General features: G+C 58.1%; 27 protein-coding genes and 1 riboswitch. Of the genes, 17 read left to right on the top strand and 10 right to left on the bottom strand.

Features of this window, described 5'->3' with window-relative positions:
- Positions 1-67 precede the first annotated feature (67 nt).
- Together ACM62Q_RS09565 and rapZ are read right to left on the bottom strand one after the other, a co-directional pair.
- Positions 68-685, bottom strand: coding sequence for a flavin prenyltransferase UbiX (locus ACM62Q_RS09565; protein WP_415035954.1), 618 nt, complete (start codon positions 683-685; stop codon positions 68-70).
- Positions 682-1,524: an RNase adapter RapZ gene (rapZ, locus tag ACM62Q_RS09560; RefSeq protein WP_415035952.1), complete on the bottom strand. Its 843-nt coding sequence runs from the start codon at positions 1,522-1,524 to the stop codon at positions 682-684. The genes ACM62Q_RS09565 and rapZ overlap by 4 nt, the downstream gene beginning before the upstream one ends.
- A 225-nt stretch (positions 1,525-1,749) precedes the next feature.
- Between rapZ and ACM62Q_RS09555 the strand changes: the two genes are divergently transcribed.
- The 3 genes from ACM62Q_RS09555 to ACM62Q_RS09545 all read left to right on the top strand — a co-directional run bounded on the left by ACM62Q_RS09555 (position 1,750) and on the right by ACM62Q_RS09545 (position 4,496).
- Positions 1,750-2,169, top strand: a complete 420-nt coding sequence (locus ACM62Q_RS09555) for a ProQ/FINO family protein (RefSeq protein ID WP_415035950.1) — start codon at positions 1,750-1,752, stop codon at positions 2,167-2,169.
- 135 nt (positions 2,170-2,304) lie between these two features.
- Entirely contained in the window at positions 2,305-3,960 is a 1,656-nt protein-coding gene (locus ACM62Q_RS09550) for a diguanylate cyclase (protein ID WP_415035948.1), read from the top strand.
- Positions 3,954-4,496, top strand: coding sequence for a hydrolase (locus tag ACM62Q_RS09545; protein WP_415035946.1), 543 nt, complete (start codon positions 3,954-3,956; stop codon positions 4,494-4,496). The genes ACM62Q_RS09550 and ACM62Q_RS09545 overlap by 7 nt, the downstream gene beginning before the upstream one ends.
- Before the next feature lie 14 nt (positions 4,497-4,510).
- Here ACM62Q_RS09545 and cobU read toward each other — a convergent pair whose 3' ends face one another.
- Together cobU and ACM62Q_RS09535 are read right to left on the bottom strand one after the other, a co-directional pair.
- Positions 4,511-5,059 (bottom strand): bifunctional adenosylcobinamide kinase/adenosylcobinamide-phosphate guanylyltransferase, encoded by a 549-nt coding sequence (gene cobU, locus ACM62Q_RS09540; protein WP_415035944.1) that lies wholly within the window; start codon positions 5,057-5,059, stop codon positions 4,511-4,513.
- Positions 5,060-5,081: 22 nt separating this feature from the next.
- On the bottom strand, positions 5,082-5,972 hold the full coding sequence (locus tag ACM62Q_RS09535) for a transporter (protein ID WP_415035942.1): 891 nt from the start codon (positions 5,970-5,972) through the stop codon (positions 5,082-5,084).
- A gap of 121 nt (positions 5,973-6,093) precedes the next feature.
- Positions 6,094-6,312, top strand: a riboswitch (cobalamin riboswitch).
- A 68-nt stretch (positions 6,313-6,380) separates the two neighbouring features.
- On the opposite strand from ACM62Q_RS09535, the gene cobT reads away from it, so the two are divergent.
- The 5 genes from cobT to ACM62Q_RS09510 all read left to right on the top strand — a co-directional run bounded on the left by cobT (position 6,381) and on the right by ACM62Q_RS09510 (position 10,313).
- The gene (gene cobT / locus ACM62Q_RS09530; RefSeq protein WP_415035940.1) at positions 6,381-7,493 is read left to right on the top strand and encodes a nicotinate-nucleotide--dimethylbenzimidazole phosphoribosyltransferase; all 1,113 of its coding nucleotides are present in this window, start codon (positions 6,381-6,383) and stop codon (positions 7,491-7,493) included.
- Entirely contained in the window at positions 7,493-8,251 is a 759-nt protein-coding gene (locus ACM62Q_RS09525; protein WP_415035938.1) for an adenosylcobinamide-GDP ribazoletransferase, read from the top strand. Before cobT ends, ACM62Q_RS09525 begins: the two co-directional genes overlap by 1 nt.
- A complete protein-coding gene (gene cobC, locus ACM62Q_RS09520) occupies positions 8,248-8,790 on the top strand; it encodes an alpha-ribazole phosphatase family protein (RefSeq protein WP_415035936.1) in 543 nt (180 codons plus the stop codon). The genes ACM62Q_RS09525 and cobC overlap by 4 nt, the downstream gene beginning before the upstream one ends.
- Before the next feature lie 401 nt (positions 8,791-9,191).
- Positions 9,192-9,425 (top strand): DUF2442 domain-containing protein, encoded by a 234-nt coding sequence (locus ACM62Q_RS09515; RefSeq protein ID WP_415035934.1) that lies wholly within the window; start codon positions 9,192-9,194, stop codon positions 9,423-9,425.
- A 315-nt stretch (positions 9,426-9,740) separates the two neighbouring features.
- The gene (locus ACM62Q_RS09510) at positions 9,741-10,313 is read left to right on the top strand and encodes a Uma2 family endonuclease (protein WP_415035932.1); all 573 of its coding nucleotides are present in this window, start codon (positions 9,741-9,743) and stop codon (positions 10,311-10,313) included.
- Between the two features lie 118 nt (positions 10,314-10,431).
- On the opposite strand, the gene ACM62Q_RS09505 is transcribed toward ACM62Q_RS09510, so the two are convergent.
- Together ACM62Q_RS09505 and ACM62Q_RS09500 are read right to left on the bottom strand one after the other, a co-directional pair.
- Entirely contained in the window at positions 10,432-10,665 is a 234-nt protein-coding gene (locus ACM62Q_RS09505) for a toxin-antitoxin system HicB family antitoxin (RefSeq protein ID WP_415035930.1), read from the bottom strand.
- A complete protein-coding gene (locus ACM62Q_RS09500) occupies positions 10,662-11,084 on the bottom strand; it encodes a putative toxin-antitoxin system toxin component, PIN family (RefSeq protein WP_415035928.1) in 423 nt (140 codons plus the stop codon). The genes ACM62Q_RS09505 and ACM62Q_RS09500 overlap by 4 nt, the downstream gene beginning before the upstream one ends.
- A 172-nt stretch (positions 11,085-11,256) precedes the next feature.
- Between ACM62Q_RS09500 and ACM62Q_RS09495 the strand changes: the two genes are divergently transcribed.
- The 6 genes from ACM62Q_RS09495 to ACM62Q_RS09470 all read left to right on the top strand — a co-directional run bounded on the left by ACM62Q_RS09495 (position 11,257) and on the right by ACM62Q_RS09470 (position 14,483).
- Entirely contained in the window at positions 11,257-11,475 is a 219-nt protein-coding gene (locus ACM62Q_RS09495; RefSeq protein WP_415035926.1) for a DUF4160 domain-containing protein, read from the top strand.
- Positions 11,472-11,966, top strand: coding sequence for a DUF2442 domain-containing protein (locus ACM62Q_RS09490; protein WP_415035924.1), 495 nt, complete (start codon positions 11,472-11,474; stop codon positions 11,964-11,966). The genes ACM62Q_RS09495 and ACM62Q_RS09490 overlap by 4 nt, the downstream gene beginning before the upstream one ends.
- Before the next feature lie 69 nt (positions 11,967-12,035).
- A complete protein-coding gene (locus ACM62Q_RS09485) occupies positions 12,036-12,317 on the top strand; it encodes an XRE family transcriptional regulator (RefSeq protein WP_415035922.1) in 282 nt (93 codons plus the stop codon).
- A gap of 203 nt (positions 12,318-12,520) precedes the next feature.
- Complete coding sequence (locus ACM62Q_RS09480; protein WP_415035920.1) at positions 12,521-12,781, top strand: helix-turn-helix transcriptional regulator; 261 nt, start codon at positions 12,521-12,523, stop codon at positions 12,779-12,781.
- Positions 12,762-14,063 (top strand): type II toxin-antitoxin system HipA family toxin, encoded by a 1,302-nt coding sequence (locus ACM62Q_RS09475; protein WP_415035918.1) that lies wholly within the window; start codon positions 12,762-12,764, stop codon positions 14,061-14,063. The genes ACM62Q_RS09480 and ACM62Q_RS09475 overlap by 20 nt, the downstream gene beginning before the upstream one ends.
- Before the next feature lie 165 nt (positions 14,064-14,228).
- Complete coding sequence (locus ACM62Q_RS09470; protein WP_415035916.1) at positions 14,229-14,483, top strand: DUF2442 domain-containing protein; 255 nt, start codon at positions 14,229-14,231, stop codon at positions 14,481-14,483.
- 216 nt (positions 14,484-14,699) lie between these two features.
- On the opposite strand, the gene ACM62Q_RS09465 is transcribed toward ACM62Q_RS09470, so the two are convergent.
- Entirely contained in the window at positions 14,700-16,049 is a 1,350-nt protein-coding gene (locus ACM62Q_RS09465) for a type II toxin-antitoxin system HipA family toxin (RefSeq protein WP_415035914.1), read from the bottom strand.
- Positions 16,046-16,309 (bottom strand): helix-turn-helix domain-containing protein, encoded by a 264-nt coding sequence (locus ACM62Q_RS09460; protein WP_415035912.1) that lies wholly within the window; start codon positions 16,307-16,309, stop codon positions 16,046-16,048. The genes ACM62Q_RS09465 and ACM62Q_RS09460 overlap by 4 nt, the downstream gene beginning before the upstream one ends.
- A gap of 596 nt (positions 16,310-16,905) precedes the next feature.
- Between ACM62Q_RS09460 and ACM62Q_RS09455 the strand changes: the two genes are divergently transcribed.
- From ACM62Q_RS09455 to ACM62Q_RS09445, 3 genes are all read left to right on the top strand, one after another.
- Entirely contained in the window at positions 16,906-17,331 is a 426-nt protein-coding gene (locus ACM62Q_RS09455) for a pilin (protein ID WP_415035910.1), read from the top strand.
- A 68-nt stretch (positions 17,332-17,399) separates the two neighbouring features.
- Positions 17,400-18,578 (top strand): methyltransferase family protein, encoded by a 1,179-nt coding sequence (locus ACM62Q_RS09450; protein ID WP_415035908.1) that lies wholly within the window; start codon positions 17,400-17,402, stop codon positions 18,576-18,578.
- Positions 18,578-19,723: a serine hydrolase domain-containing protein gene (locus tag ACM62Q_RS09445; RefSeq protein WP_415035906.1), complete on the top strand. Its 1,146-nt coding sequence runs from the start codon at positions 18,578-18,580 to the stop codon at positions 19,721-19,723. The genes ACM62Q_RS09450 and ACM62Q_RS09445 overlap by 1 nt, the downstream gene beginning before the upstream one ends.
- Before the next feature lie 120 nt (positions 19,724-19,843).
- On the opposite strand, the gene ACM62Q_RS09440 is transcribed toward ACM62Q_RS09445, so the two are convergent.
- On the bottom strand, positions 19,844-20,338 hold the full coding sequence (locus ACM62Q_RS09440) for a GNAT family N-acetyltransferase (protein WP_415035904.1): 495 nt from the start codon (positions 20,336-20,338) through the stop codon (positions 19,844-19,846).
- Positions 20,335-20,601: a DUF1778 domain-containing protein gene (locus tag ACM62Q_RS09435; protein ID WP_415035902.1), complete on the bottom strand. Its 267-nt coding sequence runs from the start codon at positions 20,599-20,601 to the stop codon at positions 20,335-20,337. The genes ACM62Q_RS09440 and ACM62Q_RS09435 overlap by 4 nt, the downstream gene beginning before the upstream one ends.
- Positions 20,602-20,820 lie beyond the last annotated feature (219 nt).

Genomic DNA, 20,820 nt, shown 5'->3' with positions numbered 1-20,820 from the left:
CGAAAACAGGCGGCCGGTGCGTTTTGCACCGGCCTTCTCCGTAAGAAAAGACAGAAAACCTCACAAATCAATCCCCTGCGCCCCAAGGGCTGTAGAGCTGGTGCGGAATGTGCAGCTGGTCGAGGACGCGCGCGACGACGAAATCGACCATGTCCGCCACGCTTTGCGGGCGGTGGTAAAAGCCCGGGCTGGGCGGCAAAATGACCGCGCCGGCGCGCGCCAGACGCAGCATGTTTTCCAGGTGCAGTACAGAAAATGGCGCTTCGCGCGGTACCAGAATGAGCTTTCGCCCCTCTTTCAGCACCACGTCGGCGGCGCGCTCGATCAGGTTGTCCGACAAACCCTGGGCAATGGCGGCGAGCGTGCCCATGGTGCAGGGGCAGACCACCATGGCCTGCGGTGGATTGCTGCCGGAGGCGATGGGTGCAAACCACTCTTCACGCCCAAAAACTTCCAGCAAGCTGCCGTCGGCTTTGGGAAAGTGCGCCAACAGTGCGCTGCGCGCTTCGCTCGGGCGGCTGGGCAATTCGAGATCCATTTCTTGACGCGCGACGATCTGTGCCGCTTGCGAATACACCAGCTGCACGCGCTGGCCGGCGTGCAGCAGGCATTCCAGCAGACGCAAGCCATAGGCCATGCCGGAAGCGCCGGTCAGCGCCAGGCAGATCGGCGCGGCGGCGCTCATGCCAGCCCCCGGTGGCGCACCAGTACGCGCGGTGCCTGCCCGGTAAATTGGCGGCACAAGGTTTCGGCGAGATAAACCGAGCGATGCTGGCCGCCGGTGCAGCCGATGGCCACCGTCAGATAGCTGCGGTTGTCGCGCACATAGCTGGGCAGCCAGTCGCCGACGAAACGCGCGATGTCCTCGCGCATGCGCCGCACCTGTGGCGCGGCTTCGAGAAAGGCGATCACCGGCGCGTCCCGCCCGGTCAGGGGGCGCAGCGCCGGATCGTAAAAAGGATTGGGCAGGCAGCGCACATCGAAAACGAGATCGGCATCGAGCGGCAAACCATGCTTGAAGCCGAAGGACTGAAAGAGCAAGGTCAGCCCGTCAGCGGGCTCGCCACGAATGAATTGGCGCACCCAGTCGCGCAGGGTGTTGGCCTTCAGCTCGCTGGTGTCGATGCGCTGGCCCAGCTCGGCGAGGGGCATGAGCAGCGCGCTTTCGTGGCGTATGGCTTCTTCTAGCGTGCGGTTTTGCGTGGCCAGCGGATGCCGGCGGCGGCTTTCTGAATAGCGTTTGATCAGGGTTTCTTCGCCCGCCTGCAAGAACAGGAAGCGGTAGCGCACGCCGTTTTTGGCGAGTTGCTGCAAACGTTCCGGCAGTAACTCGATACCACCGCCGGAGCGGGCATCGATGCCGACTGCGACCTTGCTGATTTTTTCTTCGCGCAGCATGTCGACCAACACGGTCAGCATCACGACCGGCAGGTTATCGACGCAATAAAACCCGGCATCTTCCAAGAGATTGAGCGCGACCGACTTACCCGAGCCAGACAAGCCGCTGATCAGCACCAATTCCATTGTCGCCTTCCTCCTGATTGATTCGCCGCGCAGGGCGGCATCGAGCGGGGGATTATCCCCGCAAACCGGCTGGTCTCCAAAGGGTTGGCGCGGGCGATGATTTGGCCAAGCGCCTGATTTTTACCGGCCATTTTCTGGCGCGTGATAAAATTTGCCGCACCATTTTCCCCGTCGTATTTTCCTCTGTATTTTCCTCTTTCGTTCCGCTTTGTCTGCCTCTTGCCCATGACCGAGAATCACGCCCCCGCACCGGAAACCGTAGTCGATCCGCGCGCTGTACTGAAAGACCTGCAAACCCGTTACCCCGTGTTTCGTGATTTCAGCCCCTTGGCCATCGGCATCGACAAGCAACTGTTCGCCGCCTTGCCGGACATCAGCCGCAAAACCCTGCGTCTGGTGATGCGTAACCACACCATGACGACCCGCTATCTGAAGGAAATGGAAAAAGGTACGCAGCGGCGTAATCTCGATGCCAGCCCAGCGGGCGAGGTCACGGATGAAAACCGCCAGCATGCCGGCGAATTGCTCAAGGAACGCTTCAAAAAGCAGAGTGCGCAGCGTAAAGCGGCTGAAGAAGCGAGCCGCGCCGAAGCGCGCAAGCAGGAAAAACTCCTCGCCCTGACGGAAAAATTCGGGCGAAAATAATACCGGCGGAAATCACACCGGCAGCCCTCGCGGTTCGGGTGGCTCCCGGCAAGTTTCGGCCCCGGCGAGTCGGTTGCTTGCGGTATAAACCATTATGGGGTGCGCAATTTCACACTTTACCCGGGCGAATCAACGATGCGAGCGATGATGCAGCGCTTCATTCACAGCACACTTGGCGAATGGCTGTTGCTCATCGTCAATTTGCTGTTGCTCGCGGTTTTTTTGGCTTTTTTGCTGCTCGATGAGCACAAAAAAATCGAGGTGAACGAAAAAAATCGGCTGGCTACGCAAACACAGGTCATTCACGACGCCTTGCGCAGCCAGTTCAGCAGCATTTACCGCGCCCACCTCAACTTGCGGCAGGAACTGGAAACTTCCCGCGCCCAAGGGGTCAATCCCATGCCCTTCATCGAGCGCCGTCTGCAAGGGTTTTTTGAGGTCATTTCCGGCGTGCGCAGCATGAGCCTGCTCGATGCGGACGGCAAGGTCGTCGCTAGCAGCCGCCCGGAACTGCTCGGGAAAAACTTTCGCGAGCGCAGCTATTTTCAGTTGCCGCAGTATAGCCACGATCTCGATACGCTCTATCTCAGCCCGCCTTACACCACCTCTTTGGGCGCTTGGTCGGTGAGTTTGTCGTCGCGGGTGAGCGGGCCGGACGGCAAATTTGCCGGGGTGATCGTTAGCACCATCAATCCAGAGCGTTTGCTGCAGCATTTGCGCTCCGTGCTGTATGCGCCGGATATGTGGATCGCCGCCGCGCACGGTCAAGGGCAGCTGTTTCTCATGTTCCCGGATCAGGGCGAAGTGCCGGGGCGCAATCTGGCGCAGGCCGGCAGCATGTTTCAGCGCCATGCCAGCAGTGGCCAGGACAGCAGTTATCTGAGCGGCGAAGTGCTGGTAACGGGCACGCAAAGGGTGATGTTTTTGCGCACCTTGCGCGAAAAGGATCTGCATCTGGACTTTCCTATGCAAATTGCGGCCAGCCGTGACCGTGCCCAGGTTTATGCCCCGTGGTGGCGCAGTTTTTGGCAGCAAGTTCTGCTCTACGCCTTGCTGGCGGCAAGTAGCAGTTTTGGGCTATGGCTGGCGCAGCGACGGCGCCAACAAAATGAACGCCTGCGGGTCAGCAACGAACAGATTCTGCGCGATAAAAACCATGTGCTCGAAGCCTTGAATACCCAGCTACAGGCGCAAAGTGCGGCGCTGGAGGCGATTGCCTTTCGCGATGGCTTGACCGGCGTCGCCAATCGTCGTCGTTTTGACCAGGCCTTTGAAGCCGAATGGCGCTACTGCCGGCGCAAAGCCGCGCCGTTGGCGATTTTGATGATCGATATCGACCACTTCAAGCGGTATAACGACTACTACGGCCACCAGGCGGGCGATGAATGTTTGCGCAGCGTCGCCCAGGTGCTTGCCGGCAAGCCTGGCCGGCCGCATGACCTGCTGGCGCGTTATGGTGGCGAGGAATTCGTTTGTCTGTTGCCCGATTGCAATAGGGCCGGCGCAGAAGCGCAGGCGGAGGAGTTGCGCCTGGCCGTGGCGGCGCTCGCTCTGGCGCATGCTGATTCGCCGACGGCGGCGCATGTCACCGTCAGCATTGGCGTCAGCGCCTCTATTCCACGAGCGGAAGAAGGGGCCAGCGCGCTTCTTGCCGCGGCCGACCAGGCGCTTTATCAGGCCAAGCAAAGCGGCCGCAACCGCGTGGCCAGCACACCGACGGGGCTGGCCTTGGAGCTGCCCACGGGGCTACCATCGGCACTCTCTACTCCCAATGAGGATGCCTCATGCTGATTTCTCGCACCGATTCCCTGCTGCTCATCGTCGATCTTCAGGAAAAACTGGCTCCGGCCATTCACGATAACGAGGCGGTCGCCGCCAATGCTGTGCGCCTGCTCGAAGCGGCGCGCTTGCTGGCAGTGCCGGCATGTGTTTCCGAACAGTACGTCAAGGGTCTGGGGCCGAGCCTGCCGGCGATCTGTAGCGCGGGCAGCGCCGCCCAGTTTTTCGAGAAAGTGCATTTCTCCTGCGCCGCCGAACCGGGGGTGCTCGAATTACTGCAGGCTCACGAAAAACGGCAAATCATTTTGTGCGGCACGGAAACCCACGTCTGCGTCCTGCAAAGTGCGCTCGGCCTGCTGGCCGCCGGGTTCCAGGTGTTTCTGGTCGAGGACGCTGCCGGCTCGCGCACGCCGGAAAACCGTCGCGCCGCGATCGAGCGCCTGCGCGCCGCCGGTGTATCCATCGTCACCACCGAAATGGTCTTGTTCGAATGGCTGCACCGCGCCGCCAATGAAGATTTCCGCCGCCTGTTGCCGCTTATCAAGTAATTGCTGATCCGGCTTCAGCCTTTCAAGGCGAGCGGCAGGCCGGCGGCGATGAGGCGGACTTCTTCGCAAATGGCGGCTGCGCGCTGATTGAGGCGGCCTTGTTCGTCGGCGAACAGGCGTGACACCGGGTGCATGGGAACGATGCCGCAGCCGACCTCGTTCGATACCAGAATGATGCGCCCCGGCAGGGTGGGCAGGGCGGCGAGCAGCGCCCCGGTTTCTGCGGCGAACAGCGGGCAGTCGAGCGCCTGTCCGGCTTCGGCCTGCGTTGCTGCGACGCCGGTGAACAACAGATTGGAGAGCCACAGGGTGAGGCAGTCGACCAAGAGGCAGACGTCCGGCGCGGCGTGGTGCTGGAGCGCCGCCGCCAGATGCAGCGGCTCCTCGACACAAGCCCATTCGGCCGGGCGGCGCTCGCGGTGATGGGCGATGCGCCGTTGCATTTCGCCGTCGCCGGCTTGGGCGGTGGCGATATACACCACCGCCAAACCGCTTGTCGCGGCCTGCGCCTCGGCGTAGCGGCTTTTGCCGGAGCGTGCGCCGCCGAGAATTAGCTGGCGCATCGAGTCATCGCAGCAGAAAAACTCATAGCGGCGTAATCAGCTTGAACCACAGTTTGTCGCCGCCAAAGCGATTTTCTACTTGGGTTTCACGCTGCCACTGGAAAATCAGCTGTGTCTTGCCCGGGGTTTCGTATTTCACCGAGGGCCCAAAAGCCAAGACCTGCCCCCGATTGCCGTCGCCCACCTTGCGTCCGCGCTGGCGGTCGTCTTCCACCTGTTTCAGGTAGTAGCCGCTGACCCCCACCGACCACGGCCCGAAGTGCTTGCCCACCAGATAATCCATGTGGAATTCGTCGCCTGACTGGTAATGGGTATCGCGATTGCGCGTTTTCATGTTGTACATGAATTTGGTGGACACTTCCCAGCCCTGCGGATTCAGGTAAGTCAGGGCAAAAATCGGCTCGAAACTGGTGTAGTTGGCCCCCAGATTGCGCGCCGGGTGGGCATTGCGGTCAAAAGCGCCGGTCGGCACATTGACATCCAAGCCCAGCACATAATGCCATTGCGGCTGGTGCCAGGCGAGGATCAAAGGGGTGAGCGTGACATCGCCCAAGCCGGTACGCCGCCGCTCGCCGGCAGGGGTGTCCATGGCCAGGCTGATGAGCGGCACAATCGCACTCCAGCCGTAGTTTGCGCCCCAGAGCTGGTGGTTCGTCATTTGCACGAAGCGCAGTGCATTGAAGGTGGCGTCCAGGCGGATTTTTTTGCCCGCCGGGCGCACGCTGTCGCCGTTACCGTCGCGCAAGCTCCCCGACCAGTTGCCGAAATAATTGATGAAATAATTGCCCGGTGGCGGTAGCGCCCCGGCAAACCAGTTTTCTGCGCCATTCGGATACTGGTCGCCGCCTTCCTTGGCGCACAGCGGTGCACTCAAAATGGCCGCGCTCAGCGCGATAAACCCCAGTTTTTTCATGGTTTCCTCTCTTTGTGTGTGATTTTTTTATCCGGCGATGCGTGGCGGGCATGGCCTCAGGGGGCGAATTGTCGCATGCGCCGGGGGCGGGCGGTTTCGTCGGCGCGCTGTTTTTGCTTAGGGCAAGCGGCGCATTTTCGGCGGCGATGGGCCATAATGCGCGCTTTCCGCCATTACGGAACCCGGTGCGCAGCAGCTTGCAATTCCGGGGCGGGCCCGCCGCTGTAACTGGGGACTTTGGTCGCAAAATGTCACTACGAGGGGAAACAAACCTTCCGGGAAGACGCGCTCAGGGGAAAATCCAGAAGCCAGAAGACCTGACGGAAAATAAACCAAGCCTATGGACAAGGGCTTTGCTGCGGCGTTTTTCGCGCTGCGGCAAAGCCTTTTTTGCTTTTGGAGAAACGGATGCCTTCCTCACTGCCCATGTTCACGATCACCCCGCCGGCTGATGATTTGCAGGCGGCGCTGCGCCATAAAATCGACCGCAAAACCAAGCCGCAGGGCGCGCTCGGCGCGCTGGAGACGCTCGCCATGCAGATCGGCAGGATTCAAAACAGCCTGACGCCGCAGTTGTGTCAGGCGCAGTTGCTGGTTTTTGCTGGCGACCACGGCGCGGCTAAAGCCGGTGTGTCGGCCTATCCGCAGGAAGTGAGCTGGCAGATGGTGGAGAATTTTCTTGCCGGCGGCGCGGCGATCAATGTGTTTTGTCGGCAGAACGGGCTGGGCTTATCGGTGGTGGATGCCGGTGTGGCCCATGAGTTTGGCCCGCGCCCGGGTTTGATCGACGCCAAAATCGCCTGGGGGACGGCCAATTATCTGGAAAGCGACGCCATGAGCGCTGATCAATGCGCGCAAGCGCTGACGCGCGGGGCAGACATTGTGCGCGGGCTGGCGCGGGGCGGCTGCAATGTGCTGGGGCTGGGAGAAATGGGTATCGGCAATACGGCGGCGGCTTCGCTCATCACCCATTGTCTGACCGGTGTGCCGTTGGCGGATTGCGTGGGCCGTGGCACCGGCTTGGACGATGCCGGGCTGGCGCGCAAACAGGCTTTGCTGGCGCAAGCGCTGGGGCGTTATCGGGCGGCGCGCGGCGATGATGCGCCCTTATCGGTGCTGGCGGCCTTCGGCGGTTTTGAAATTGCCATGCTGGCCGGGGCGATGCTGGCGGCGGCGGAGGCGGGCATGGTGTTGCTGATCGATGGTTTCATCGTCACTTCGGCCCTTCTCGTGGCAGCGCAGATGGCACCGGCGGTGCGCGATTACTGCGTGTTTTGCCACCATTCCGCCGAACCCGGCCACCAGGCACAGCTGGCCGCGCTGCAAGCGCAGCCCTTGCTCGATCTGGGCTTGCGCCTGGGTGAAGGCAGCGGCGCGGCGCTCGCCTATCCCTTGGTGCAAGCGGCGGTCAATTTTCTGAACGATATGGCCAGCTTCGATGCCGCTGGCGTTAATGGTGAAAAATGCGGTGAGAAATGTGCTGAAAAAGCCGAAGAAAAAGCCGGAGAAAAGCAGCTGTGATGCGCCGTGAGCTGGAATATTTTCTCGCTGCCGTGCGCTTTTTTACCCGTTTGCCGGTGCCCGCCTGGGTGGGGCATACGGCGGCCGGGTTGAATGCCGCAGCACGCTGGTTTCCAGCCGTTGGCGCATTGATCGGCGCGCTGACGGCGCTGGTCTATTTACTGGCCGTGCAACTCTGGCCACAGGCCGTTGCCCTCTTGCTTTCCATGGCCGCGAGCATCTACCTGACCGGCGCTTTCCACGAAGATGGTCTGGCAGACAGCGTGGACGGTCTGGGCGGCGGTTGGGAGAAGATGCGCATTCTGGAAATCATGAAGGATTCGCGCATCGGCAATTACGGCGCGATTGCTCTGTGGCTTGCCTTGAGCGGCAAATTTGTCTTGCTCACTGCGCAAAATCCGGTGCTTTTGCCGCTCATCCTCCTCGCCGGCCATGCTTTTTCGCGCGCCTGTTCGGTCAGCCTGCTGGCGGTGCTCGATTACGTGCGTGAAGACCAGTTGAGCAAGGCCAAACCCCTGGCCACCCGCCTTTCGCCCGGAGCGTGCATTTTTGCCTTGTGTTGCGGCCTGTTGCCGCTCTTTTGGCTGCCCTGGCCGCAAGCGCTGGCGGGGGCTTTGCTGGCGGGCGGCGCGACGATCTGGTTTGCGCGCAAATGCCAGCGCTGGCTGGGCGGCTATACCGGCGATTGTCTGGGGGCGACGCAGCAGCTGGCGGAAATTGCGTTTTATCTGGGCCTGCTCGCCCACTGGCCGTTATGAACTTGTCGCTGACGCTCTATCTCATCCGCCACCCGCGCCCGCTGATCGCGCCTGGCGTGTGTTACGGCCGCTTCGATGTCGCCGCCGAAGACCCTGCCCCCATTGCCGCCGCCTTGCGTGAAAAATTACCCGGCAGCGCGCCCGTCTGGACCAGCCCGCTGCAACGCTGCCGGCGTTTGGCGGAACAACTGCACCCCCAGCCCCGGCAGGATTCCCGCTTGCAGGAAATCGACTTCGGCCGCTGGGAAGGGCAAGCCTGGGACGACGTTCCCCGTCCCGAACTCGATGCCTGGGCCGCCGATCTGCTCAACTACGCGCCGCCGAACGGCGAATCTCCCGCCCGCCTCGCCGCCCGCGTGGACGCCTTCATCGCCGAACTGCCGCCCGGTGCGCACATCCTCGTCACCCACGCCGGAGTCATCCGCGTGCTGCAAGCCCGCGCCGAGCAAATCCCGCTCGCCACAGCCCTGCGCCGCCCGGCGGTGGCTTATGGCAGTCTGCTGCAAATCACTATTTCCTGCCCTGGCAAACGGCGTTGAACGCGGATTTGCGCGGAGCAAATCGGATGACGCGGATAAACCCGCGCGTGAGTGCTTTTGATCCGCGTTCATCGGCGTTCCCCCTATGTCAGACTACCTGTCGCATAAAATCTGGAGAGATGGGATGAAGCAAACGACGTATAGCGGTGCTTTCAAGGAGGAGGCGTTGCGTAAGGTTTTGCAGCGTGGTCGGCGCACGCTGGGTGAGTCCGAGATGAGACCGACACCAGCCTGACGCTAACCACGCTCACCAGCGCCGCGAAGGCGCTGGGCAAGAATCTGCGCATTGAACTGACGGCATGAGCATCGCGCGGTAACCGAGAACCGCGGGAAACGGCGGAAACCGTGGTCTGTCCCCGGTTTTCTCAGAAGTCACCAATCTTCATTAAAGGAAGCATGGAATGCATTCTTTGGCACCTGAAACCGACGTGCGTGCAATGAACGTTGTCTTGGATGATGCGCGCTTGGTGGTCGATTTAATGGACGGGCGCACGATTGCCGTGCCGCTGGCGTGGTACCCCAGATTGGCCAATGCCACGCCCCAGCAGCGCAGCCATTGGCAGCTGGCCGGTGGCGGCTATGGCATCCATTGGCCCGATATTGACGAAGAAAAAATCGGGGACAGACCCCAATAACACGATACTACGCCAGACGATTCGGCGACTTAGCGATCCCGCAGCCGCCGAACCTTCTACCTGAACCGATCGAGAATGCGCATCGTCTTCAGATCAGCAAGCAATTTCTGGCGGAACAGGAAACCGTGGTCTGTCCCCGGTTTTATGTCCCCGGTTTTATTCCGCAAGGTACCGCTGCACCGATAAGTACGATTGAAATACTACACATAGCGCCGCCCGAGCGCCTTCATCGACGCGCCGGTCGCCTCATCACGATTGCCGCGCGCCGCGTCTATCGTTATGCTCAAACCCCTGCCCTCCCCTTCGAGAACGAAAATGAGCCTGCCGCAAGCAAAAATACCGTTTGGAGCCGACGATTACCTGGCCTGGGAGCAGGAGCAGTCTTGCCGATATGAATACATCGACGGTGAAGTTTTCGCCATGAGCGGTGCCTCGGATGCGCACGGCACGGCAGCAGGTAATCTTTTTGCCGCCTTGCACACCTTCACCCGCGGCACCCCCTGCAAACCCTTCATCGCCGACATGAAAGTGCAGGTCGCTGCCGCCAACAGCTTCTACTACCCGGATATTCTCGTCACCTGCGATCCGCGCGACCGCACGCCAGACGCCAGCCACGTCAAGCAACACCCCCGCCTCATCGTTGAAGTGCTCTCCCCCAGCACCGAAGCCTACGACCGTGGTAACAAGTTTGCCGCCTACCGCCAGCTCGACGCCTTGCAGGAATACGCCCTGGTCAGCCTCGAAGCCCGGCGCATCGAAATCTTTCGCCGCGATGCCACCGGCCACTGGGTGTTGCACCCCTTCGCCCTCGATGAAAGCCTCGAACTCGCCAGCCTCGACTTCCGCTGCCCCGTTGCCGAGATTTTTGAAGGTGTTGAAGGCGAGTGACAGCTATCGACTCTGTGGATAGAAAGGGAAGGCCGCTGGATGGATGCTGGATACCCTATTACCAGCGCCGCACACATGCCGCGCACATACTTGGCCTGGCCCCTTTGATTTCATTTCGTCAAACCTTGTCGACTTCATCCGGAATATCCGCTACGGCATTTAGGTAACGCTCAAAATCCTCGCGCCGACCCAGGCTTGCCTCACGGCGCAAATAGTCCAAGGTCAGCATCGATGCCAGCTTTTCTGCCGCGGCACTGGCGATGAACTGGTTAACCGAGATTTCATCGCGCGCGGCCAATTCGCGAATCTTGGCATGCACCGAATTCGGCAAGCGTACGGTCAGGGCAGTCATGATGAACTCCTCAACAAGGCTAAAAAAGATGCTGGCGTGATGGGTGTTACTCCCAGTTCGCCGATCCACTGAAAGTCGCGAATATTGTGTGTCACCAGATACTGGCTGTTGGATGCCACAGCACATTCAAGCACCATGTCGTCATCTGGATCGCGCAAAAATGGACGCCACAGGTAATACACATCCTGCAGATGGGCGATGGAGGTGAGATAGCGCAGATAACCCAGGACATCCTCAACCCGCAGCCCAGGTGGCAGGCACTCAGGCCGCGTTAGCACCGCCTGCCATTCGGTATAGAGCGCCACCGACAGCGCGATTTCAAAACGCGGGCTGGGCAGGCTGCTGACCAAGGCAAAGCTGGCACCTTGCCGGGAGCGGGCTGCGGCAACCAGGACGGAGGTATCTAAAACGATTTTCATGGTTGCATCAGTATAACCACGAGCTTCGCGTCCAGAAAACCCAAACTTTTCATCAGCACCCCATTGCGTTGATCTCTACCCAGTTTTTGTTTTCGTCTTTCGCGTACCTCCCGCCAAATCAGCGCGATTGCACTAGGGAAACCATTGCTCTATGTCTTGAGGCATGCCAATCTTGCAACACTTCGATAACACCCGGGTGTTGATGTTCCTCGACGAGCACCCGCCACCCCGTGTTCACGTCAAACTGAAGGACGGGCGCGATGGCACCGCCGATCTTGAGGGTTTCGCGCTCAAGGGGCGTGTGGTGGAACGAGAGATACGCGAGGCATTGGCCTGGATCAAAACGAACCGAGATTTTCTGTTCGACGAATGGCGGAGGAACAACCCATGAGCGAGTACTTTTTCCCGAAACTGGAGGCTATTGAAGCCCTAGCGCCTTATCGTCTGCGCACCGCCTGGAGTACGGGCGAAGTGCTGGAAGTCGATGTCGAAGAGGTACTGCGTCGATTCCCGGTGCTCTCGCCCATCTTGAATGTCGATGTCTTTGCCACTGTTCACATCGGCGAATGGGGCAACAGCATCGAATGGTTTGAGGAAGAGCTTGGCCCGGACAACGTCTACACGTGGGCCAAGGAACAGGCGGGCGAGGTCAGCCACGAGATGTTTGGCGAGTGGATGCAGCGTAACGATCTATCGCTGACCACGGCTGCCGAAGCGTTAGGCATCAGTCGCCGCATGGTGAGCTACTACCGAACCGCGCACAAAGCCATTCCTCGCGCCATCTGGCTGGCCTGCCTGGGTTGGGAAGCCACGCGTCCGAAGACCAAAACACTGCCACGCACTTTGCTGACTGCTCGCGAATACGTTGTTGTGCAGGTTTGATTTAGAGCAGAAAACCGTGGTCTGTCCCCGGTTTTTTAAGCGGCGTCTGCAACAACTCAGGAGCACCACATGAACAAACATATCGGCAGCAGCTTCGACGATTTCCTGATCGAGGAAGCGGTGCTGGAAGAAACCACCGCCGTGGCGATCAAACGGGTCGTTGCCTGGCAGATCGCACAAGAGATGAAAACCCAGCGCCTGACCAAGACCGCACTGGCTGAGAGGATGCACACCAGCCGGGCAGCGCTTAATCGATTGCTAGATGAGACCGACACCAGCCTGACGCTAACCACGCTCACCAGCGCCGCGAAGGCACTGGGCAAGAATCTGCGCATTGAACTGACGGCATGAGCATCGCGCGGTAACCGAGAACCGCGGGAAACGGCGGAAACCGTGGTCTGTCCCCGGTTTTTCGGTAGTGGTCTGTCCCCGGTTTTTGCGGTTTTTGGCCGCCTATTTGGAATCGAGTGCGCCACCGCTTCCCGATCGGGAAATATTTCTTGCGCTTAGCTTGCTTATGTCTGATAATTTCCCGAACGGGAAACTTAATAGCCATGACATCCATTCGATCACCTCAACAACTTGGGCGTGCGCTGCGCCTCGCTCGCAAACAGCTCGGGCTGACGCAGCCCCGGTTGGCGCTGGCGGCGGGGGTGGGGGTGCGCTTTATTGTCGAGCTTGAGGCAGGCAAGCCCACCTTGCGCCTGGAAAACGTGCTACGGGTCATTGATGCCCTGGGTGGCGAGGTTCAGTTGAGTGGATTGCCCTCTGCTGCTTCCGACGATCAACGAGAGGATGACAGCCATGGCGCATGAGCTGGAAGTCTGGCTTTTTGCAGATCGTGTTGGCAGCTTGACGCTGGTCGATGGGCGGCTAAATTTTTGCTACGCACCCGGTTGGCTGTCGCACAAAAATGCGCTTGCCTTATCCGCCTCCTTACCCCTGCAAGTTGATTCGTTCGACGATCGCAAAACGCGTCCCTTCTTTGCTGGCCTGCTGCCCGAAGGGCAGATGCGCCGCCTGATTGCACGACAGTTCCAGGTTTCAGGCCAAAACGACTTTGCACTGCTGGACCACATCGGTGGCGAATGCGCTGGTGCAGTGACCTTCCTTGAGCCGGGGCAGGTTTTGCCTGTGCCGACCCGCCGCGATGATGTTCAATGGCTGAGCGAAGAGGAAGTCGTTGCCATCCTGGATGAATTGCCGCGTCGTCCCATGCTGGCAGGCAAAGACGGCTTGCGGCTTTCATTGGCGGGGGCGCAAGACAAGTTGCCCGTGGTTTTCGATGGTGTGCGCATCGGGCTGCCCCGGGGCGGCACACCGAGCTCCCACATCCTGAAACCGGCGATCCTCACCGCCCCCCATAGCGTGATCAACGAAGGATTCTGTATGGCGTTGGCTGAGGCCATGCAGCTCAAGCCAGCGAAATCGAAAGTTCACCAGGTACTGGATCGGTCGTTTCTGTTGGTTGAGCGCTACGACCGACTGATCGACACCCAGGGGTACCGGCAACGCCGCCATCAAGAGGATTTTTGCCAGGCGCTGGGCGTGGTGCCAGAAATGAAGTACCAGAATGAAGGGGGGCCGGATCTGGCCCAGTGCTTTGACCTGGTACGCAGTGCGACGCGCCCCAGTGCGCCGCAAGTCCTGCGACTGCTCGACTACGTGATCTTCAATGCGCTGATTGGCAACCATGATGCGCACGCCAAGAATTTTTCTCTGCTGTATTTGGGTGAAAAATCAGGCAAAGCCCCCGTTCTGGCACCGTTTTACGACACGCTTTCGACCGCAGTGTATCCAACACTGACGCAGAAGATGGCAATGAAAATCGGCAGTAAGTACAAGTTCAGCGAAGTTGAGAAGCAACACTGGGAGCAGTTCGCCAAAGACCTCGGCTTTACCAAGGCACAGGCCAAACGGCGCATTCTGGAATTAGCAAAACGACTACCCGCAACGGCGCGCAAGCTCCAGTCAGACCGCGCACACAGCTTTGCTGGCAATGCCGTGGTTGAGCAAATCAATACCTTGATTGAACAACGCTGCGCCCTGACGATTCGGCGACTTGCCGATCCCGCAGCCGCCGAACCTTCTACCTGAACCGATCGAGAATGCACACCGCCTTCAGATCAGCAAGCGATTTTTGGCGGAACAGGAAACCGTGGTCTGTCCCCGGTTTTCGCAGCATCGGTTTCTCTGCCCAAGATTTAGGCAAAATTCAACAGATGGTGAGAAGTCACCAATCTTCATTAAAGGAAGCATGGAATGCATTCTTTGGCACCTGAAACCGACGTGCGTGCAATGAACGTTGTCTTGGATGATGCGCGCTTGGTGGTCGATTTAATGGACGGGCGCACGATTGCCGTGCCGCTGGCGTGGTACCCCAGATTGGCCAATGCCACGCCCCAGCAGCGCAGCCATTGGCAGCTGGCCGGTGGCGGCTATGGCATCCATTGGCCCGATATTGACGAAGACCTGAGCACCGAGGGCTTGTTGCGTGGCGCTCATGCGCCTCAGTAAAAAATCGCACCTCAGTAAAAAATCGGGGACAGACCCCAATAACACGATACTACGCCAGACGATTCGGCGACTTGCCGATACCGCAGCCGCCGAACCTTCTACCTGAACCGATCGAGAATGCGCACCGGCTTCAGATCAGCAAGCTGATTTTTGGCGGAACAGGAAACCGTGGTCTGTCCCCGGTTTTCCCCCCGGTTTTCCCCCGGTTTTCCAAAACTACCGTTTGCGCCGCTGTGGGGCCAATAGTTCAGAGCGACCGATCGTCACATGGGTTTGTTCGGGAGGTTCGGGCTTGGAAAAACCGGCCGCGGCAATCGCACTCTCTAGGCCTCGTAGCGCTACAGACTTCTTCGGGTCGCGCAGGGAAGCCATTCCTTCGTTCCACGCATGCACCATCTGCTTGGCAACTGGACGCCAGCTCGGCTCATTCCTGGCCGCTTCGATCACTTCCGCACCGACTTCAACCGCCGATTCGCACAAGCGCTCGAGCATGTCTGCGTAGTTCCGTGGCGCGATGCCGAGCCGTGCATTGAAAAAGCGCTGCAAAGACTTACCCGCCGCCCAGGTCTGCCGGCCGTCGATGGGCAAGCCTGGTGGGTTGTTCGCATAGCGCGGGTAAGCCTGGGTGGTCACGAGATCATAGACCGGCGTGAAGGCGACATCGCCAAGCCGGGTGTAGTACAGCGCGATGTTCTTGGCGTGGCAATCCGCATTGCGCGTCACGTAGTTGGTTAGCATATGCCAACCAAATTGCTCTAACTGGACGCGCAAGCACGCAGGCGGCAGGTAGGCGCGCGTGGCGTTCAGCACTCTTTCGGTGGTGGTCGCGTATTTTTCGTGCGGGGGTAGGCCGAGTAGCCCGCAGGCATCTTCGAGCCCGTGCGTGGGCACACCTTGTTCGTCCACGTCAAAGCGTTCGACCACTAGTACCCGGCCATCATCGGACATGCGGGTGCGGGCTACCGGCACGACATTCAGACGCTCCAGCACCCGCATGCTGTAGAACTCGTTGAAGCCAAGGTAGGGTGTGCTGTCGTCCGAGCCCTTGATGATATGGCGACTGGTGCGCAGCGTCGGCTTGCCCAGCGGGCCCATTGCCTTGTTGGGCGTTTCCTCCGGTGCGAGGAACTTGGGGACCATGCCCGAAATGGACGCGCGGGCATAGCGACGCACCAGCGATGCGAAGTGCTCGGCGGTGTTGTCTGCCGTCAGCAGTTTGTCGATCTGCAAGGGCTCCATCTCAACGCCGGGCTTGCCACCTTCGGGCGTGATCGTGACGCGACCGATGCCGCTGCCTCCCACGACCGCCAGCAAGGACAAATCCGTGCCATCGAGCAGAGGCCCGAATTCCTCGCGGATGATGTTCAGCAGGTAGCCTTCGGGCAGGTTCTGGCGAAAGAACGGATGCAGGTCGCGCGGCCAACGCCAGGGTTCGTCGCGCACCGGCATGGTCAGGCTGATGAAATCGGCCGCATCAGCGCCCGGTAAATACTTGAGCACATACTCGTCGCGTTCGCGGTAGAGTTGGGCAACGGTTTTGCCACTGACCTGGACGTCGAGCTTCATGGCAAGTCAGCTTGGCGCTGCTCGGTCAAGATATCCTCGAGCGTGCGCACATGCCCAGGCTTCACCAACTTCAAGTCGTAGCCGGCGGCTTCGAGCAGGCGTATCAGAGCGGACACGCTCATGTCGCCTTTGGCCAGTGTTTCCATGCGCGCCACGGTTGTGCGCGAAACCCCCGCCCGCTGGGCGAGTTCATTCTGACTCAGCCGAGCTTCGCGGCGAGCACTCTTGAGCATCTCGGCAACGTCGGAAAGTGTTGTCACTGTAGCCCCGGGGCATCAAAATAGCATTGAACTGCCGTTACTGTAGCCCTTGAGGTACATAAATTCAAGTGAGCCATTCGATAAATCAAGCGCCCTCGCTTTTCCCGGTTCGCAATCCTGCGGTACCTGCCCTATGTGTGGCCATAAAATTACGGGATGACTTCAGCGCCATCGACCTCGAAGCGCCCGCCGCAGGCAAAAATAGCGCTTGGTGCCAGACGCCGATCTGGCCTGGGAACAAGCGCAGCCTTGCCGCTCGTCCGCGCTACAGGCGCGGGCGGGCTGGCGGTGGGCGTACTGGTCTCCAGCGTCACAAGCTAAGGCTGGCATTCAGTTTATAGGTGTGCCATTTCGTTGTGGCACACCCATCAGTTGTGCCAGTTCTGTTTTGTCATAGGCTGAAACAGTGCCGCAGGGTGCAGGTGTCACGCCGTGGCCCATGCGGCGCGAAAGCCTGGGTGCCCAAAAATCATGGTCGAGCCGGGGTTTGCTGAAATACGGGGTGTGTGCTGGGTTGTTTTTCAATAGTTGGCATGGCAGTTGCTTATAATCCCACCAGCGGAGTATCCCGCCTTTTCCCTCCAAGGAGATTCAACATGAAAAAGATGCAACAAGGTTTTACCCTGATCGAACTGATGATCGTCGTGGCGATTATTGGTATTTTGGCGGCTGTGGCGCTGCCGGCTTATCAGGATTACACCATCAGAGCCCGTGTTTCTGAACTGATTTTGGCAGCGAGTAGCGCGCGCACTTGCGTTACTGAAGCTTCTCAGTTGGCTGGGGCAGCTGCGCAGGGAAATTGTAGCGCTCCTGGTACCGGTGGTTATGTCGCTTCTGCATCATTGTCAAATGCGGGTGTTGTAACCGTCGGGGGCACTGCCGCTGCAGGTAGTACCAGTATTACCCTCACACCAACCTGGAATGCAACTGCGGGGACTGTTACTTGGGTATGTTCAGGTTCCCCGGCCAAGTATTTGCCGCAATCCTGCACCTCCTCGGGTGGTGGTAGTAGCGGTGGTTAATAACTAGCAAATTTGTATATTTGTTCTCAAAAAAGCGCCGCAAGGCGCTTTTCTATTTGAAGATAAAAATGCGTGTTGCTTGGCTGATGCTCGTTACTTTCGTAGTTTGTTTAGTGGCTTATTGGACTTTAGGTTCGGAGTGTGAATTGGCTGTTGCCGTTACAATTCGTCTAACGATAGCTTTATGTTTCTTTGTGGGGCTAGTTGTGGCTTTTTGTGGAAATCGGAAATATTACTCAATTTGCCATGAACCACCAACACAAGAAGCCGTGCGTTACAAGACGATTGCACTACGTTTGGGATTGTTGTTGCTATTGCTTTATCCATGCCTAATGTCCATCTTTCTACCAAGTTGGCCCACAGCTGTTTTTAATTTTGAATATCTGCTCATTCTGCCGCTCCTATTGTTAGCTGTACCCCCCTATGTTCGCTGGGCGGAAAGCTTTATGCCTTCTCCTGATGATGCGTATTACCGTATAGGGCAGGTTGTGTTGAGGCAGCGTGCCTGGAATTGGCACGAGCACAAGCCCTTGCTCCTTGCTTGGGGCGTCAAATTATTTTTTATTCCCTTGATGTACTCCTGGTTGGTGCTGGCAGTGGAGACATTGCTCGATTTTGAGTGGGTTCTTAACCCCGCGGTAGTGGTGGCTGGATTATTTGCATTTGGACTGAGTGTTGATTTGTTGGTGGCGTCTGCTGGGTATTTTTTTGCCAGTCGATTATTAAACAATGAAGTTAAAAGCACTGATGCGACTTGGTTGGGCTGGGCTGTTTGCTTAATCTGCTATCCGCCGTTTCTGGAGTTTTTACTCGCGATCAAGGCTCAACGAGACGACTTGGCCTGGACCGACTGGTTATTACCGAACGAGCCGTTATATTGGGTCTGGGCGTTTCTGATTACGGCAAGTTGGCTGGTCTATTGGCTGTCGACAGTGAGTTTTGGTCTGCGATTTTCAAATTTGAGCTGGCGAGGTCTGGTTGATTCAGGGCCATATCGTTATACCAAGCATCCTGCCTATATTTCTAAAAACATTTATTGGTGGCTGCATACCGTGCCATTTGTTGGGGTGGCAGATGGTATGGATTTGCTTCGTAATGTACTGGGTCTGAGTTTCGTGAGTGGTGTGTATTACCTCCGTGCTCGAACCGAGGAGCGGCATTTATTAGCTTTCCCTGAATATATTGAATATGTGGAAAAAATAAGAAGGGATGGCTTGCTTGCGCGTATTTCGCGTTTTCTTCGGTAATGACGAGGGTGCTGCAAGTGAGGGTTTTGCTGCTGCTTTTGCTGACAGCCTTGGCTACTAGGTTGTGGATGCCGCAGTCGCCTTATGCGTACTTACCTTGGCCTGTTCACTGTGGTGGGGAACGGCCTGCTTGGCTGGGGGAATGGGTACAGGAAGCCAAAAGACTGGGTTTGCCTGGTTTTCAGTTATCGCTGTCGGATGCGACTGGCAAGCGTACGCATTGTATTGCAGGTTGGGCTCGGTTATGGCCTTGGCCACAGGCTTTACGGCAGGATCATGTAATGCGTTATGCAAGCCTGTCGAAATTAATGACTTCCGCATCTATTCTGCGGCTATTCGAGCGAGGGAAGTTGCGGCCGGATAATCTGCTTGTAGATGCATTGGCGATAACTTCAAAACCAGCCGACAGGCGAATCGAACAGATAACTATCGCGAACTTGCTGAGTCATACGGCGGGATTTGATCGGGCCTTGTCGTCAGACCCCATGATGTCTAGACAGCCGTGGTGCCCTGCAGATATCTCAACGCTGAGCTCGGTACGTCTGGATCATGAGCCAGGGGAGGTCTATGCCTATTCAAATCTGGGATATTGCCTTTTGGGGGCAGTTATCGAGCGCTACGATGGCATGCCATTAAAGCAGGTCTTTCAGAATGAATTACTAACCCCCTTACGGATTGAAGGGAAAGTGCTGCAACAAGGTGAAATATTGCTTAATGAGCCCACTGCGTTATACAGCAAGCATGAATTAGAGGGTGAAATGCTGCAAATGAATTTTTCTGCAATGCATGCGACAGGTGCATGGGCAGGCAACTCGAGAGAGTTTCTTGCCTTGTTGAATGGAATTGTTGGTCCGTCCGCAACCTTGCTGAGTGAGGCTGGGCAGAGAGAACTATTGTCGGTGGCTTCTAGTTGCGACATTTCACAATGGCGTAACTGTCATGGCTATGCATTCTACAAGTACGCAAAACAGGGAAAAAAAGCCATGTTCTGGCGCGATGGCAGCCTGCCGAATGCAACGAGTTTCGCTGTCATCATGGAGGATGGCCAAAGCGTCGTTTTTTTAACACATGCGCGTCAATACGACTGGAAAATGCTCAATGATCGTTTGGGGCTGATTTTGTACGATTACCTTGTCAGACAGTAGTGCGGAACAACTAAACCGGGGACAGACCACAGGTAAACCGGGGACAGACCCCGGTTTCTGGTTTTTGCGCGTGGGCTATCGGTTTCTTTGTGGCCGGTATTGCAATGTTGGACACGGGTATTACGGCCTGGCATGGCTCAGGCGTAGCATCAGCACCAACGGATCTGCCGTCGACGCCTGAAAGCCGTAATGCTCGTAAAACAGCTTGGCGCGCTCGTGCAGGGCATGCACGAGCAAGGCACGAACGCCGGTGTTCTGCGCAACGTTCACTGCGCGCTTGACGGCATCTTGCAGTAGCGATCCACCCAGCTTGATGCCTTGGGCTTGGTTGTCGACCGCAAGTCTGGCCAAGACCATGACGGGCACTGGATCGGGCATGTTTCTACGCACACCACCTGTTGCGAGTTGATGGGACACGGCACCGGCTGCCATTGCGTAGTAACCGTAAACGCGGCGTGCACTATCCGCTACGACAAACGTGCGACTGGCTCCGCTGAGCTGATTGGCCATCGCACGACGTTTGAGCCATTCATCCAGTAGCGGTTCGCCGCAGGAAAAATCGGCGCAGCGATGATCGAGCGTCAATGGCTGTGGCGCGACCAGATCAAAGCTCATGCCTTGTTCCAAACAGGTTTCAGTGCAAGCAGGCGATCCAGCCCAACGTTGGGCTTGGGTGGCGCATCCAGCAGTTCAACAAATTGCAGAAATTTGTCGGTATCCAGAGAGAAGTGAACCTGATCGAGTACAACGGACTGGGCGCGCTCGCAAGCAGCCTCCAGCATGAAGTCCGAACGATTTTTGCCTAGCAGATTGGCGGCGTGATCGATGAGGTCACGCTGCTCCGGCAGGGCGCGTAGATTTATGGCGGCGGCACGCATGGCGAGACCCCTTGTGTAAGCACAACAGATATACGGATGCTAGTGGCGCGTGTAGCCGTTGTCAATACAATCGAAGCAAACCGCGAGCAAACCGGGGACAGACCACGGTTTCCTGGTATTCTTTCGGCATTCTGAACGTTCACAGGGCTATCGCATACGCAGATGTCGTAAACCCTAAAAGAAAGTCGTTCACAATCAATTAGTTATGACAGGGGCTTG

Origin of the sequence: Azonexus sp. (assembly GCF_047638095.1) — a bacterium.
Lineage (GTDB): Bacteria > Pseudomonadota > Gammaproteobacteria > Burkholderiales > Rhodocyclaceae > Azonexus.
The sequence above is the reverse complement of the archived record's forward strand: the minus strand, read 5'-3'. Positions and strand labels throughout refer to the sequence as shown.

What these genes read in the sequence shown, in the direction of transcription:
- ACM62Q_RS09490 (WP_415035924.1), top strand. Translation starts at nt 11,472, where the DNA reads ATGAGCGAGTACTTTTTCCCGAAACTGGAGGCTATTGAAGCCCTAGCG.
- ACM62Q_RS09455 (WP_415035910.1), top strand. Translation starts at nt 16,906, where the DNA reads ATGAAAAAGATGCAACAAGGTTTTACCCTGATCGAACTGATGATCGTC.
- ACM62Q_RS09515 (WP_415035934.1), top strand. Translation starts at nt 9,192, where the DNA reads ATGCATTCTTTGGCACCTGAAACCGACGTGCGTGCAATGAACGTTGTC.
- ACM62Q_RS09435 (WP_415035902.1), bottom strand. Translation starts at nt 20,601, where the DNA reads ATGCGTGCCGCCGCCATAAATCTACGCGCCCTGCCGGAGCAGCGTGAC.
- ACM62Q_RS09450 (WP_415035908.1), top strand. Translation starts at nt 17,400, where the DNA reads ATGCGTGTTGCTTGGCTGATGCTCGTTACTTTCGTAGTTTGTTTAGTG.
- ACM62Q_RS09480 (WP_415035920.1), top strand. Translation starts at nt 12,521, where the DNA reads ATGACATCCATTCGATCACCTCAACAACTTGGGCGTGCGCTGCGCCTC.
- ACM62Q_RS09500 (WP_415035928.1), bottom strand. Translation starts at nt 11,084, where the DNA reads ATGAAAATCGTTTTAGATACCTCCGTCCTGGTTGCCGCAGCCCGCTCC.
- rapZ (WP_415035952.1), bottom strand. Translation starts at nt 1,524, where the DNA reads ATGGAATTGGTGCTGATCAGCGGCTTGTCTGGCTCGGGTAAGTCGGTC.
- ACM62Q_RS09505 (WP_415035930.1), bottom strand. Translation starts at nt 10,665, where the DNA reads ATGACTGCCCTGACCGTACGCTTGCCGAATTCGGTGCATGCCAAGATT.
- ACM62Q_RS09550 (WP_415035948.1), top strand. Translation starts at nt 2,305, where the DNA reads ATGCGAGCGATGATGCAGCGCTTCATTCACAGCACACTTGGCGAATGG.
- ACM62Q_RS09565 (WP_415035954.1), bottom strand. Translation starts at nt 685, where the DNA reads ATGAGCGCCGCCGCGCCGATCTGCCTGGCGCTGACCGGCGCTTCCGGC.
- ACM62Q_RS09445 (WP_415035906.1), top strand. Translation starts at nt 18,578, where the DNA reads ATGACGAGGGTGCTGCAAGTGAGGGTTTTGCTGCTGCTTTTGCTGACA.
- ACM62Q_RS09465 (WP_415035914.1), bottom strand. Translation starts at nt 16,049, where the DNA reads ATGAAGCTCGACGTCCAGGTCAGTGGCAAAACCGTTGCCCAACTCTAC.
- ACM62Q_RS09545 (WP_415035946.1), top strand. Translation starts at nt 3,954, where the DNA reads ATGCTGATTTCTCGCACCGATTCCCTGCTGCTCATCGTCGATCTTCAG.
- ACM62Q_RS09485 (WP_415035922.1), top strand. Translation starts at nt 12,036, where the DNA reads ATGAACAAACATATCGGCAGCAGCTTCGACGATTTCCTGATCGAGGAA.
- cobT (WP_415035940.1), top strand. Translation starts at nt 6,381, where the DNA reads ATGCCTTCCTCACTGCCCATGTTCACGATCACCCCGCCGGCTGATGAT.
- ACM62Q_RS09470 (WP_415035916.1), top strand. Translation starts at nt 14,229, where the DNA reads ATGCATTCTTTGGCACCTGAAACCGACGTGCGTGCAATGAACGTTGTC.
- ACM62Q_RS09510 (WP_415035932.1), top strand. Translation starts at nt 9,741, where the DNA reads ATGAGCCTGCCGCAAGCAAAAATACCGTTTGGAGCCGACGATTACCTG.
- cobU (WP_415035944.1), bottom strand. Translation starts at nt 5,059, where the DNA reads ATGCGCCAGCTAATTCTCGGCGGCGCACGCTCCGGCAAAAGCCGCTAC.
- ACM62Q_RS09475 (WP_415035918.1), top strand. Translation starts at nt 12,762, where the DNA reads ATGACAGCCATGGCGCATGAGCTGGAAGTCTGGCTTTTTGCAGATCGT.
- ACM62Q_RS09555 (WP_415035950.1), top strand. Translation starts at nt 1,750, where the DNA reads ATGACCGAGAATCACGCCCCCGCACCGGAAACCGTAGTCGATCCGCGC.
- ACM62Q_RS09535 (WP_415035942.1), bottom strand. Translation starts at nt 5,972, where the DNA reads ATGAAAAAACTGGGGTTTATCGCGCTGAGCGCGGCCATTTTGAGTGCA.
- ACM62Q_RS09440 (WP_415035904.1), bottom strand. Translation starts at nt 20,338, where the DNA reads ATGAGCTTTGATCTGGTCGCGCCACAGCCATTGACGCTCGATCATCGC.
- cobC (WP_415035936.1), top strand. Translation starts at nt 8,248, where the DNA reads ATGAACTTGTCGCTGACGCTCTATCTCATCCGCCACCCGCGCCCGCTG.
- ACM62Q_RS09525 (WP_415035938.1), top strand. Translation starts at nt 7,493, where the DNA reads ATGCGCCGTGAGCTGGAATATTTTCTCGCTGCCGTGCGCTTTTTTACC.